Genomic DNA, 12,809 nt, shown 5'->3' with positions numbered 1-12,809 from the left:
CGGCTGCGGGGCGGCCGGCGCGGCCGGCGCGGCGCTCGCCGGACCGGCGGCCGCCCAGCCGTCGGCGTCCGAGGAGGGGCACGGCGGCCGGTTCGACCCGGAGAGCCCGCGTTTCGCGCTGGCCGTGCTGCCGGACACGCAGTACCTGTTCGACGCCGACAGCGCCGACCCGGCCCCGCTGCGCGAGACCTTCCGGTACCTGGTCGCCGAGCGTTCCGCGGCCAACATCGCCTTCATGACGCACCTCGGCGACGTCACCGAGCACGGCACCGAGGAGGAGATCCGGCTCGCCGCCGACACCTTCCGCGCCCTGCACGGCAAGGTTCCCTACAGCGTGCTCGCCGGCAATCACGACATCCGCTCCTCGACGGACGACCAGCGCGGCGACTCCGCCTACCTCGCCGCGTTCGGCCCCGCGCGCTACGCGTCCATGCCGACCTACCGGGGCGGCTCGCCCGACGGCTACAACACGTACCACGTGCTGCGCGCCGGGGGCCGCGAGTGGCTCGTCCTCGCCCTGGACTGGCGGGTGTCGGACCGGGGGCTGCGCTGGGCCCAGGGCGTGCTGGACGCGCACCCCACCCTGCCCGCCGTCCTCACCACGCACGACATCGCCTGGGCGGACGACGAGGGCAGGGCGACGCTGTCGGGCAACGGCGACCGGCTGTGGAACGGCCTGATCAAGGGCAACGACCAGATCTTCCTCGCGCTCGGCGGCCACTACTGGCCGCCCGGGCGCACGGTCCTGACCAACGACTTCGACAACGATGTCCACGTCCACATCACCAACTACCAGGACCGCTACTACGGCGGCGCCGGAATGATCCGCACCTACGGGTTCGACCTCGCGCGGGGCGTCGTCGACGTGGAGACGTTCGCCCCGTGGTTCCTGGCCCGGGACCCGCAGAAGCGGTCGCCGCTGGAGGCCGAGACGATCGAACTGACCGGCCCCGTCGACCGGTTCAGCCTGGAGGTCGACTTCGCCGCGCGCTTCGCCGGATTCGCCGCGGCCACCCCGCCCGCCCCGCGTCCGCCGTCCGCGGTCGTGCCGCGCGGCACCCTGGCCTACTGGCGCTTCGACGCCGCCGGCACGCCGGCCCCGGGGGCGCCCGGCACGGCCGTCGCGAACGGCGTCGTCGTACGGGACCTGTCCGGCAACGGCAACGACCTGACCGTCAGCCGCCTGCACACCAGCGGCCCCGACGCGCTCACCTGGTCCGCGGACCACCACCCCGGCCAGCCCGCGCACGCCAGCCTGCGGTTCGACGGCGGCAAGAACCCCGACCGCGGCGCCGTCCTGACCACCGCCGACCGGGCACCCCTGAACGCCGAGAAGTTCCTGCGCGGTTACACCATCGAGACCTTCGTCCGGCTGCCCGAGCCCTTCGAGGGCGACCACAGCTGGATGGGCATCCTCAGCTGGCAGGGCCGCAGCGGGGACGCGGGCAAGACCACCGGATGGTCCCCGCTGGAGCCGACCTGCAGCCTCAACGTGTCACCCGAGCGGTTCCTGCAGTTCGTCGTCTACCCCCACCGCCAGGACGCCGACCCCACGTCGTGGAGCCACGCCGTGCCGGCCGGCCGCTGGACGCACATCGCCGTCGTCAACGACGGCCGCCGCACGGTGATGTACGTCGACGGATCGAGGATCGCCCGCAACCCCTCCCAGCCGTCGACCGGCATCGCCACCCTCGGCAAGCCCTTCGTGCTCGGCGCCACGTCCTTCGACGAGCGCTTCGGCCAGGGCTTCTACGGCTGGATCGGCGACACCCGCATCGTCGGCCGGCCGCTGTCCCCGGGGGAGTTCCTCGCCCCCCTCGACCAGGGCCGCTCCGCCTGATCCGGTGACCCGCCGCGGCCCCGGCCGGACCGGCCGGGGCCGCGACGCCGGCCGGATCAGGACAGCTTCTCGACGGCCCGCACCGTGGTGGCCTGGAAGCCGGCGACCCGGGCGTGCCGGAAGGTGCCCATCTGCGCCCACTCGACGACCGTCACGGTCCTGCCGTCCCGGCCGACCGAGAACAGGGCGATGTCGGAGGCGCCCCACTCGTGCGCCGTGTGGACGCCGTGGACGTGGGCGCCTTCTTCGACGTTCAGCCGGCCGTAGTACTTCCCGGCCGCCGTCATGCCGGGGTGCCGCTCCATCAGCTTCCGGGCGCAGTCGGCGAGTTCCCGGCGCAGCAGCGCGGCGAACTCCCCGGCCCGCCGCTCGTTCCGCTCCACCACCGTGACCTGGAGGGCGTTGGTGTCGAACTCCGTCCAGTAGGAGCGGTGCACGGCGGTCGACGGCAGCGCCTCGCCGACGCAGACCGGCAGCGGGTCCGGCTGCCCGGCGGTGACGGGTCCGGCGTACCAGGCCGACGCCGGGTGCGGCGGCAGCTCGGCCGGGTCCAGGAACCCGGGTGTGGCGGTGGCGGCCGGGCCGGCGGTCGCCGGTACGGCGGCCAGGGCGACCGCGGCGCCGGTCGCGAGGGCGGCGATGCAGAGGCGGGCACGGACGTTCATGTTTCCCCCAAGGTGTCGTGCGCTCTCCCGTGGTGACGTCTGCTGAGACTCGCCCCGCCGGGCGTTCGTTGCCCTCGGCCAGGGACACGATGTCGTCCCATGTGCCACCAGCGCGTAACAGAGGCATTCCCCGTCCGGTGTCTCCCGGCACAGGAGGGTCCCGCCGGTCACCCGGCGGGACCCTCACCGCTGCCTCGCAGGTCAGGCCGTGTGCAACGTCAGCCCGTACCGGCCGAGGATCTCGTTGACCGGCTGGAACCAGGTCTCCCCGCCGCCGGAGCAGTTCCCCCAGCCGCCCGAGGTGACGCCCTGCGCCTGGTCGCCGCTGATGAACGAGCCGCCGGAGTCACCCGGCTCGGCGCAGACGCTGGTCTTCGTCATCTGGTGCACCGGGCCCTGGCTGTAGTTGACGGTCTCGTTCCGGGCCAGCACGGTGCCGCAGTGCCAGCGCGTGGTGGAGCCGGACCGGCAGACGGAGGTGCCGACGGGCGCCTCGGCCGAGCCGCGGACCAGCTGGTCGGGAACGGTGCCCCAGCCGAGGACCACCGGGACGGTCCACCAGCCGCTGCCGACGCTGACCCAGGCGTAGTCGTTCCCCGGGAACGACGACCCCTGGAAGGTGCCGATGTGCGAGCCGTCCCAGCCCCGGACGGCCGCGCCGCCCCCGCCGCAGTGCCCGGCGGTGACGAACCCGCCGTGCACCGAGAAGCCGATGGAGCAGCGGACGTTGCCGGTGTAGTACGGGTCGCCGCCGACCGTGCCGGCCGCGAACGTGCTCGGCGCCGCCGGCACCGTCCGCACGCTCACCGGACCGGCCTCACGGGCCCGGGTGACGAACCGCTGGACATCGTCGTCGGTACGCCGGCTCTCCACCACGTTCACCACGACCGTGCTGGCCGCCGGGTCGACGTGCCAGCTGCTCACCCCCTGCGGGGCGGCGAGCCGGTCGACCCGGGCCAGGGCCGTGTCCAGTTCGCGCTCGGTGTGCTCGACGGTGCGGACGGCGGCGCCGGCGGAGCGGACGGCCCGTACGGCCGCGGCCGGGGCGTCCGCGGTGAGGGCCACGGTCAGCCGCCCGCTGCCGGCGTCGAACCAGGAACCGCCGTACGCCGCTCCGGCGGCCCGCTCGGCGGCGGGCGCGACGGCGCGGGCGTCGGCCTCGGCCGCCAGCCGCGCCTCGGCCTCGGCCTTCGTCAGGCCGAAGTCCTGCTGCATCGCCCGGACCAGGCCCGTGGAGGCCTGCGGTGCCCCGGCCGCGGGGGAGGAGTCGTCGGCCGAGGCCGGGACGGTGCCGGCGGCGGACCAGCCGACCAGCAGGAGCAGTGCCGCCACGGCGGCATGCGTGAGTCGCTTGCGTCTCAAGGGAGTTGCCCTTCGTCGTTCCAGCAAAGGTGGGGGTGGAACAACCGCAATTGAGAGCGCTCTCACAGGGTTGGGGCAGAGTTTAGCCAGACATGCCAGTCAGGTCCATGCCAATGACAAGCCCCTTGTGCGGGCCCGCTGGGGCACGGACCGTCCGTGCGGCCGCGGGTGCGGAAGGGCAGGGCCCGAGCCAGGGGCGGCTCAGCTCCACAGCGGGTACGTGACCACCTTCTGGAACCCCTCCGGCCTGCCGTCCGTGTAGGTCAGGCTGATCTCGCCGTACTGGCGCAGGTCCGGGTTCTTCTTCCACGGCCTGGGGTCGTCCAGCCGCACGGTCACGGCGTACGCGTGGAACCTGCCCGCCGCGCAGTACGGCTTGCAGTCGTTGACCCAGTTGACGCCCCTGGCCACCGCCGCGCGCCCGTCCCAGCGCGACCACTGCAGAGCGGCGAGACGGCTGTTGCCGTCGCCGCAGGCCAGCATGAAGTCGGCGGGGCGCACCTCGGGGCGCCAGAAGCAGTCGACCAGCACCGGCTCCGCGGCCCGCTGCCGGGCCGGGCGCGGGTCCGAGGGGGCGCCGGAGGCGGTGCTCAGGGTCGCCGCGAGCGCCGTCGCGGCACAGAGCGTGACGGCCGCCCTCATGCTGTGCCTCTTCATGTCCGCTCCCCGGCGTCGCCGTGCGTCGTCGCCGCGCCCGTGCGCGTCGCCCCGAGACGGCTGGTTCCGACGCTACGACCGTGCGCCGCGACACACCACTCGAACGGCGCAGCCGGTCCGCCCCCGGGGGCGGGGTCCGCCGGTCCGCCCCCGCCCGCCGCGGCGGCTCGCCCCGCTCCCCGGGTCCCGCACCCCCTCACCCGCGCACCCGGCGCCGCACGGCCCGCACCCACAGGGCCGACGCCACGCCCGCCGGCGGCCGGGCCGGCACGGCCTACGCCCGGGCCGTCGAGCCGCGCACCACACCGACGGCGCCCCAGCGCCCACAGGACGAGCACCAGGCACGACGCCGTCCAGGCGATGTCCGCCAGGCGCACGGGCAACCGATCGCGCTGCCGGGTGCCGGGTTCCAGGTCTCCAAGTCCACCGTCGAGGGACTCCCGGGCTCCGCCACGCCCGGCTCCCCCTTCCGGGACAGGGCCGGCGCTCGTCCGGCGGGGACATCACGTACCCCTTCCGGCCCCTGCCACGCCGCCGCGGGCGCACGCGCCCCCTGTCCGCTCTACGCCGTCCCGAGGCCGCGTGAGACCTTGGAACCGCACGGACGGCGACGCCGCCCGGCAGCGCTGGAGGGGGACCCGTGGGACCGACATCGGCGTGGTGGCGGCAGAACCGCCAGATCTGGGCCGCCAGGGGCGCCCTGACGGCGGCGGCCGTCGCGGTGCTGCTGCCGCCGGCCCAGGGCGGCCTGGGGGGCCTCCTCCTGCTCGTCGTGGGGCTCGCGGGTCTCGGCTTCACGTGCGCCGCGCTGTGGTGGACGCTGTCCCGCCGGGGCGCCGCGCGCGTCGCCGCCGCGCTGCTGGCCCTCGCCACGCCCGTCGGCGTCGTGGTGCTCTTCGCGCGGGCGAACCTGCTGTGGGTGGTCACCGTCTCCGGACTGCTGTGGTGCGCGGCCGTGTCGAGCGGCCGGTACGCGCTGCGCAGCACCGGCCTGCGGCAGGGGCGGCTCAAGGAGTACCGGACCCCGCCCCCGCGGCGCCCGTTCCTGCTGCTCAACCCGCGCTCCGGCGGCGGCAAGGTGGAGCGGTTCGCGCTGCGCGAGAAGGCCGAGAGCCTCGGCGCCCGGGTCGTCCTGCTGGACCCCGAGCACCACCAGGACGTCGCCGCGCTGGCGCGCCGGGCCGTGGCCGACGGCGCCGACCTCCTGGGTGTGGCCGGCGGCGACGGCACCCAGGCGCTGGTCGCGGCGGTGGCGGCGGAGCACGGACTGCCGTTCCTGGTGATCTCGGCCGGCACCCGCAACCACTTCGCGATGGACCTCGGCCTGGACCGCGACGACCCCGCCGCCTGCCTCGACGCGCTCACCGACGGCGTCGAACTCCGCGTGGACCTGTGCTTCGCCAACGACCGCCCGTTCGTCAACAACGCCTCGTTCGGGGTCTACGGCGCGGTCGTGCAGAGCCCCGGCTACCGCGAGGACAAGGTCGGCACGGCCCTGGAACTGCTGCCCGACCTGCTCACGCGGCAGCGCGGCCCGCGCCTGACCGCCCACGCCGACGGCACCACGTTCACCGATCCGCAGGCCGTGCTGGTGAGCAACAACCCGTACCGCATCGACGACCCCCTCGGCTTCGGCCGGCGCCAGCGGCTGAACTCCGGCAGGCTCGGCGTGCTCTCGGTGAAGGTGGACAGCGCCCTGGAGGCGGCCGAGCTGCTGCTCGACCCGCAGGGGTTCGGGGCGCTCACCGCCCATGAAGTGGTCATCGACGCGGACGAGCCGCGGCTGGAGGTCGGCCTGGACGGCGAGGCCACGACCCTGAGCACGCCGGTGCGCTGCCGTGTCGACCGCCGCGCCCTGCGCGTGCGCGTCCCCCGCGACCGGCCCGGCGTCCCCGACCTGCCGCCGCGCCTTGACTGGCGGCGGCTGCGCAAGCTCGCGGCCGCGGTGGGGCGTACGGCCGTCCCCGCGCGGTCCGGGCCGCCGCACCCCGACGTGCCGGCCCCGCGGGACGACCGGGCGGTCTGACCGCGTCCGGCCCCGTGCGATGGCGTCCGTCACATCCGCTTCACGCGCCGCGGCCCGCCTGGTAGACGTGGCGGGGCCAGCCCGTTCCCCCGTGAAAGCACCACCCCCATGGACGACAGCTCCACCCCCGGCCTCGTGCCCTTCAGCATCGACCTCGCACGGGAGGAGACCCGCCGGCGGGCCGCGGTGCTGGCGGCGCTCGGGCCCGACTGGGACCCCGTGGCCGCGCTGCGGTCGGAGCAGGCGGCCCACGCCCTGCTCTACTCCGGCCTCGACGCCGAGCAGGAGCGGACGTACGCCATGCTGGTGGCGGCCGGTGTGCTGCCGGGACGGGACGCGGGCGATGCGGCTTCCCATTGACCCGCAGGCCGACCGGGCCCGCCGCGCCTGGGTGCCCTGCCCCCGCTGCGACGACGCCCGCGACTGCGGGACGTGCGCCGCGCGGCGCAACTGCCCGGCCCACTGGCGCTACCTCATCGCCAACGAGGGCGCCCGTGTGCACCTCCAGTGCCCCGCCTGCACCCACACCTGGACGCTCGACACCCGCCCCGGCCGGCGCGGCCCGGCCCCCTGACGACCGGCGCCCGCCCCGAGGGCGGCTCGGGACGGGCGCGGCCGGTACCGCTCAGCAGATGCGCGGCAGCTGCTCACCCAGCGGCAGGTCCACCACCCGGGTCCCGCCGAGCCCGGTGCGGGCGACGACCATGCCCGGGTGGTCCGCGACCACCTCGCCGACGATCGCCGCCTCCGCCCCGCGCGGATGGGCCCGCATCGCGGCGAGGACCGCGTCGGCGTGCTCCCGGGGGACGAACGCCACGAGCTTGCCCTCGTTCGCCACGTACATCGGGTCCAGGCCCAGCATGGCGCAGGCGGCGGCCACCGGCGGCGGCACGGGCACGGCACGCTCCTGGACGACCACCCCGGTCCCCGAGCCCGCGGCGATCTCGTTGAGCGCGGCGGCCAGACCCCCACGAGTGGGGTCGCGCAGCACGTGCAGGTCCGGCGTGACGGCGAGCATCGCCTCGACCAGCCCGCCCAGCGGCGCGCAGTCGCTCTCGATCCCCACCTCGAACCGCAGGTTCTCCCGCTCGCTCATGATGGCCACGCCGTGCGCGCCGACGGCGCCGCTGACGACCACGACGTCCCCGGGGACGACCCGCTCCGGGCGCAGGTCGACGCCGGCCGGGATCAGGCCGATGCCGGAGGTATTGACGTAGACGCCGTCGCCGTGCCCGGCCTCGACCACCTTGGTGTCGCCGGTCACCACCCGCACCCCGGCCGCGCGCGCGGCGGCGCCGAGCGCCCGCGCCACCCGGGCGACGGTGTCGAGCTCGACGCCCTCCTCCAGGATCAGCCCGCAGGACAGCACGGCCGGCCGGGCCCCGCTCATGGCGAGGTCGTTGACCGTGCCGTTGACGGCGAGGTCGCCGATGCTGCCGCCGGGGAAGAACAGCGGCCGCACGACGAAGGAGTCGGTGGAGAAGGCGAGCCGCGCCCCGCCCAGCTCGACGGTGGCGGAGTCGGTCAGCGCGGCCGGTTCCCGCCCCCCGAACGCGGGCAGCAGCACCTGCTCGACGAGTTCGGCCGACAGGGCACCGCCCCCGCCGTGGCCCATCACCACACGCGGGCGGTCCCGCAGCGGCGCCGGGCAGGTCCAGGAGAGCATGTCGGGTGCCGCGGTGGACTCAGACAACGGAAACGCCCTCCCGGCCCGGAGCCGTCACGGTCACCGGCGCCGCCCGGTCCGGCAGCTCCAGCCGCCGGTACAGGTAGTACGCCGCACAGGCCCCCTCGCTGGACACCATGGTCGCCCCCAGCGGCGTACGCGGCGTGCACGCGGTACCGAACGCCTCGCACTCGTGCGGCTTCAGCAGCCCCTGGAGCACCTCACCGCTGCGGCACTCGGCCGGCTCCCGCGTTTGGATGTCCCCGACCTGGAAGCGGTGCTCGGCGTCCCAGTCCCGGTAGCGCCCGGACAGCCGCCAGCCGCTGTCGGGGATGACCCCGATGCCGCGCCAGGAGCGGTCGGTGACCTCGAAGACGTCGTCCAGCATGGCCTGCGCCGCCGGATTGCCCTCGGGCCGGACGGCGCGCGGGTAGGCGTTGTCGACCGTGTGCTCGCCGCGCTCCAGCTGCCGCACGGTCCGCCGTACGCCCTCCAGGATGTCCAGCGGCTCGAACCCGGTGACCACGATCGGCACCCGGAACCGCTCCGCGAGCGCCGGGTACTCCGCCGTCCCCATCACGCTGCACACATGGCCGGCCGCCAGGAAGCCCTGCACCCGGCAGTCCGGCGACCCCATGATCGCCTCGATCGCGGGCGGCACCCGGACGTGCGAGACGAGCAGGCTGAAGTTGCGGATGCCGCGCCTGCGGGCCTGGTGGACCGTCATCGCGTTGGGCGGGGCGGTGGTCTCGAAGCCGATGCCGAAGAAGACGACCTGCCGGTCCGGGTTCTCCTCGGCGATCCGCAGCGCGTCGAGCGGCGAGTACACCACCCGGACGTCACCCCCCTCCCCGCGCACCTGGAACAGGTCCCGCCCGGTGCCGGGAACCCGCAGCATGTCACCGAAGGAGCAGAAGATCACCTCGGGCCGTGCGGCGATCGCCAGCGCCTTGTCGATCACCTCCAGCGGGGTGACGCACACCGGGCAGCCCGGCCCGTGGATCAACTCGACCTCGTCGGGCAGCAGCTGGTCGATGCCGTGCCGGACGATGGTGTGCGTCTGGCCGCCGCACACCTCCATCAGCGCCCACGGCCGGGTCACCGTGGCCCTGATGTCGTCCAGCAGCCGTGCCGCCAGCTGCGGGTCCTGGAACTCGTCGATGTACTTCACCGCCGCGCCTCCCCGGCCTCGGGCCGCGCCGCCCGCGCGGCCTGCTCCGCCTGCTCCGCCTGCTCCCACGGATCGCCGAACTCCTCCTGGAGCATGCCGAGGTTCTCGAACAGCTCCAGCGTCCGGCGGGCCGACTCCTCGTCCAGCCGCTGCAGCGCGAACCCGACGTGGACGATGGCGTACTCGCCGACCTTCAGGTCCGGCAGGTACTCCAGGCACACCTCCTTGACCACACCGCCGAAGTCGACGGTGGCCATGCGGGTGCCGTCCCGCTCCTCGACGCCCAGCACTCTGCCGGGGACCGCCAGGCACATACCTGTCTCCTCACTCCTGTGGCGGCGGCGGGCCCGCGCCCGTCACCCGGATGGGGGCCGGCTCGCCGCGCGGGCGGCCACGACGAGCTGGCCGAGGGCCAGCCCGCCGTCGTTCGGCGGGACGGCGTGGTGGCGCAGGACGGTGAAGCCGTCCGCGCCCAGGCCCCGGGCACAGGCCGAGGAGAGCAGCGCGTTGGCGAACACCCCGCCGCTCAGGGCCACGGTCCGCAGCCCCGTCGCCGCGCGGGCCGCGGCACACACCGCCCGCACCAGCCGGGCGACGGCCAGATGGAAACGCGCCGCGATCACGGCCGCGGGGACGCCCGCCCGGACGTCGTCGGCGACCGCCCCCAGCAGGGGCCCCGGATCCGCGGTGACCGGCTCCGTGCCGGCCAGCCGGAACGCGTACCGCGGGTCGGCGTCCGCGCCGCCGGCGGCCACGGCGGCCCCCTCCAGCTCGACCGCGGCCTGCGCCTCGTAGCCGGCGTGGTGGCAGACCCCCGCCAGGGACGACACGGCGTCGAAGAGCCGGCCCATGCTGGAGGTGGGCACGCAGTTCAGGCCGCGCTCCAGCTGCCGTCGCAGCAGCGCCAGTTCGTCCGGCGGGCAGGCGGCGACGCACGGCAGGCCGGCGCCGGGCGCGAGGCCCGCCGCGTGCAGGTGCGCCAGCGCCATCCGGTACGGCCGCCGCACCGCCGCGTCCCCGCCGGGCAGCGGCACGTACGCCAGGTGCGCGAAGCGGCGGAAGCCGTCGTACCCCGCGAGCAGGAACTCACCGCCCCACACGGCCCCGTCGTCCCCGTGCCCGGTGCCGTCGAAGGCCACCCCGATCACCCGGCCGCCCGCCGGCAGGCCGTGCTCGGCCATGAGCGCGGCGACGTGCGCGTGATGGTGCTGCACCCGGGCCACGGGGCGGCCGCGCGCCCGCCGCCGCGCCCACGCGCCCGACCGGTACGCCGGGTGCGTGTCGGTGACGAGCAGCTCGGGCCGTACCCCCGTGACGGACTCCAGCTGCCGCTCCGCGCGGTCGAACGCCCGCTGCGTGGCGAGGTCGTCCATGTCCCCGATGTGCGCGGACAGCCACGCCCTGTCGCCCCGGCCGAGGCAGAGGACGTTCTTCAGGTCGCCGCCGACGGCGAGCGCGGGGGACACCGGCACGGGCAGGATGACCGGCAGCGGCGCGTACCCGCGCGACCGGCGCAGCACCAGCGGCTCGCCGTCGCACACCCGCACCACGGAGTCGTCGCACGGCACATGGATGGGCCGGTCGTGCGTGAGCCAGGCGTCGGCCAGCCCCGCGAGCCGTTCCAGGGCCTCGGCGTCGTCGGTGACGACGGGCTCGCCGGAGAGGTTGCCGCTCGTCATCACCAGCAGCCGGGGCGCCCCCTCGCCGCCGAACAGCAGGTGGTGCACCGGCGTGTACGGCAGCATGACGCCGAGGTCCGGGCTGCCGGGCGCCACGGCGGCCGCGGGCACCGGCGCACCCGGCGCGGGCCGGACCCCGGCACGCCGCCGCAGCAGGACGATCGGGCGCACCCGGCCGGTGAGCAGCTCCCGTTCGGCCGGCCCGACGTCCACGAGGTGCTCGACGTCGGTGACGTCCCCCGCCATCAGCGCGAACGGCTTGTCCCCGCGCGCCTTGCGGCGGCGCAGCCCGGCGACCGCGTCCTGGTTCGTCGCGTCGCACGCCAGGTGGTAACCGCCGACGCCCTTCACGGCGAGCACGGCCCCCGCGGCGAGCAGGGCACGGGCCCCGTCCACGGGGTCGCCGCAGGGTGTCCCGCCGGGCGCGCCCGTCAGGGTCAGGCGCGGACCGCACGAGGGGCAGCAGACGGGCTGGGCGTGGAAGCGGCGGTCGGCGGGGTCGTGGTACTCGCGGGCGCACGCCGGGCACAGCGGGAACCCCGCCATCGTGGTGTGCTCGCGGTCGTACGGCAGACCCGTGACGATGGTGAAGCGCGGACCGCAGTGCGTGCAGGTGATGAAGGGGTGGCCGTGGCGCCGGTCGGCGGGGTCGGCGAGTTCTGCCAGGCAGTCGGCGCAGGTCGCGGTGTCCGGAGCGACCAGCGTCCGGACCGGGCCGGTGGTGCGCGAGGGGACGATGGTGAAACCGCTGTCCCCGGTGGGCGGCAGGTCGGTGGCCTCCACCGCCTCCACCGTCGCGAGCGGCGGCGCGTCGGGCGCGACGCGGGCGCAGAACCGCGCGACGGCGTCGGCCGCGCCCTCGACCTCGGCCAGCACCCCGTCGCCGGTGTTCGTGACGTGACCGGCCAGCCGCAGGTCCGTGGCCAGGCCGTACAGGAACGGCCGGAAACCCACGCCCTGCACCACACCCCGGACCACGACCCGGGCCCGCCGTACGGCGGGGGCGGTCCGGACGTCCGGGACCGCCCCGGCCTCCGGCGTCGCGCTCACGCCTCGGCCCGGGCCATCACCGGCGCGTGCACGCGGTGCCCCTCGGCCGCCGCCAGCGCCCGGTCCACCAGCACGCCCGCGCCCGCACCGGTCCGCACGGAGCTGAGCACCACCTCGACGCCCGGGTTGACCTGCTGGACGTGGGCCCGGAAGGCGGTCTCGTCGAACTCGGCCGGTCCGGCCAGGTCGGACTTGGTGACGAGGACCAGCTGGGCCAGCCCGAACGCGGTCGGGTACTTCAGCGGCTTGTCCTCGCCCTCCGTGACGGACGCCAGCACCACCCGCAGCGACTCGCCGAGGTCGTAGGAGGCCGGGCACACCAGGTTGCCGACGTTCTCCACGAACAGCAGGCGGGTGTCCTCCGGCAGCCATCCGTGCAGGTGCCCGGCGAGCAGGTCCGCCTCCAGATGGCACAGCCCGTCGGTGAGCACCTGCTTGACCGGCACCCCCGAACGCGCCAGCCGGACGGCGTCGTTCTCGGTGGCGAGGTCCGCGGTGAGGGCGGCGGCCGCCACGCCGCGCTCCCGGGCGAGCCGCAGCTCGCGTTCGAGCAGGGCGGTCTTGCCGCTGCCGGGACTGGACAGCAGGTTGACCACCGTCGTGCCCCGGGCGTTGAGTTCGTCACGCAGGACGCGGGCCGCCAAGGTGTTCTTGGCGAGCACCGCCTGCCGGAGGTCGACTACGCGGCACATG

General features: G+C 75.6%; 12 protein-coding genes. 4 read left to right on the top strand and 8 right to left on the bottom strand.

The window, feature by feature from the left end; all coding sequences use genetic code 11:
• The coding region (locus ACFF45_RS22875; protein ID WP_381348303.1) for a LamG-like jellyroll fold domain-containing protein at positions 1-1,840 on the top strand (1,840 nt) is incomplete at its 5' end.
• 56 nt (positions 1,841-1,896) lie between these two features.
• Here the strand turns inward: ACFF45_RS22875 and ACFF45_RS22870 are convergent.
• The 3 genes from ACFF45_RS22870 to ACFF45_RS22860 form a co-directional block, all read right to left on the bottom strand.
• Complete coding sequence (locus ACFF45_RS22870) at positions 1,897-2,505, bottom strand: hypothetical protein (protein WP_381348302.1); 609 nt, start codon at positions 2,503-2,505, stop codon at positions 1,897-1,899.
• Between the two features lie 201 nt (positions 2,506-2,706).
• Complete coding sequence (locus tag ACFF45_RS22865) at positions 2,707-3,867, bottom strand: S1 family peptidase (RefSeq protein WP_381348301.1); 1,161 nt, start codon at positions 3,865-3,867, stop codon at positions 2,707-2,709.
• A gap of 201 nt (positions 3,868-4,068) precedes the next feature.
• Positions 4,069-4,524, bottom strand: coding sequence for a hypothetical protein (locus ACFF45_RS22860; RefSeq protein WP_381348300.1), 456 nt, complete (start codon positions 4,522-4,524; stop codon positions 4,069-4,071).
• A gap of 640 nt (positions 4,525-5,164) precedes the next feature.
• Here ACFF45_RS22860 and ACFF45_RS22855 point away from each other — a divergent pair.
• From ACFF45_RS22855 to ACFF45_RS22845, 3 genes are all read left to right on the top strand, one after another.
• Positions 5,165-6,550 (top strand): diacylglycerol/lipid kinase family protein, encoded by a 1,386-nt coding sequence (locus ACFF45_RS22855; RefSeq protein ID WP_381348299.1) that lies wholly within the window; start codon positions 5,165-5,167, stop codon positions 6,548-6,550.
• A gap of 108 nt (positions 6,551-6,658) precedes the next feature.
• On the top strand, positions 6,659-6,910 hold the full coding sequence (locus ACFF45_RS22850; RefSeq protein ID WP_381348298.1) for a DUF6400 family protein: 252 nt from the start codon (positions 6,659-6,661) through the stop codon (positions 6,908-6,910).
• Positions 6,894-7,124 (top strand): hypothetical protein, encoded by a 231-nt coding sequence (locus ACFF45_RS22845; protein ID WP_381348297.1) that lies wholly within the window; start codon positions 6,894-6,896, stop codon positions 7,122-7,124. The genes ACFF45_RS22850 and ACFF45_RS22845 overlap by 17 nt, the downstream gene beginning before the upstream one ends.
• 51 nt (positions 7,125-7,175) lie before the next feature.
• Here the strand turns inward: ACFF45_RS22845 and hypE are convergent, their stop codons facing one another.
• From hypE to hypB, 5 genes are read right to left on the bottom strand one after another with little or no spacing between them, the layout of a single operon-like run.
• Positions 7,176-8,216: a hydrogenase expression/formation protein HypE gene (gene hypE / locus ACFF45_RS22840; protein WP_381348306.1), complete on the bottom strand. Its 1,041-nt coding sequence runs from the start codon at positions 8,214-8,216 to the stop codon at positions 7,176-7,178.
• Positions 8,217-8,235: 19 nt separating this feature from the next.
• Positions 8,236-9,387 carry a hydrogenase formation protein HypD gene (gene hypD, locus ACFF45_RS22835; RefSeq protein ID WP_381348296.1) on the bottom strand — a complete coding sequence of 384 codons (1,152 nt, stop codon included), beginning with the start codon at positions 9,385-9,387 and terminating at the stop codon, positions 8,236-8,238.
• Positions 9,384-9,701, bottom strand: coding sequence for a HypC/HybG/HupF family hydrogenase formation chaperone (locus ACFF45_RS22830; RefSeq protein WP_381348295.1), 318 nt, complete (start codon positions 9,699-9,701; stop codon positions 9,384-9,386). The genes hypD and ACFF45_RS22830 overlap by 4 nt, the downstream gene beginning before the upstream one ends.
• A gap of 42 nt (positions 9,702-9,743) precedes the next feature.
• Positions 9,744-12,116 (bottom strand): carbamoyltransferase HypF, encoded by a 2,373-nt coding sequence (hypF, locus tag ACFF45_RS22825; RefSeq protein ID WP_381348294.1) that lies wholly within the window; start codon positions 12,114-12,116, stop codon positions 9,744-9,746.
• Positions 12,113-12,808, bottom strand: coding sequence for a hydrogenase nickel incorporation protein HypB (gene hypB / locus ACFF45_RS22820; RefSeq protein WP_381348293.1), 696 nt, complete (start codon positions 12,806-12,808; stop codon positions 12,113-12,115). Before hypB ends, hypF begins: the two co-directional genes overlap by 4 nt.
• Position 12,809: the final 1 nt, after the last annotated feature.

It is taken from the genome of Streptomyces cinereospinus (genome assembly GCF_042430725.1).
GTDB classification, from domain to species: Bacteria; Actinomycetota; Actinomycetes; order Streptomycetales; family Streptomycetaceae; genus Streptomyces; species Streptomyces cinereospinus.
This window is presented reverse-complemented; position numbering and strand designations above follow the sequence as displayed.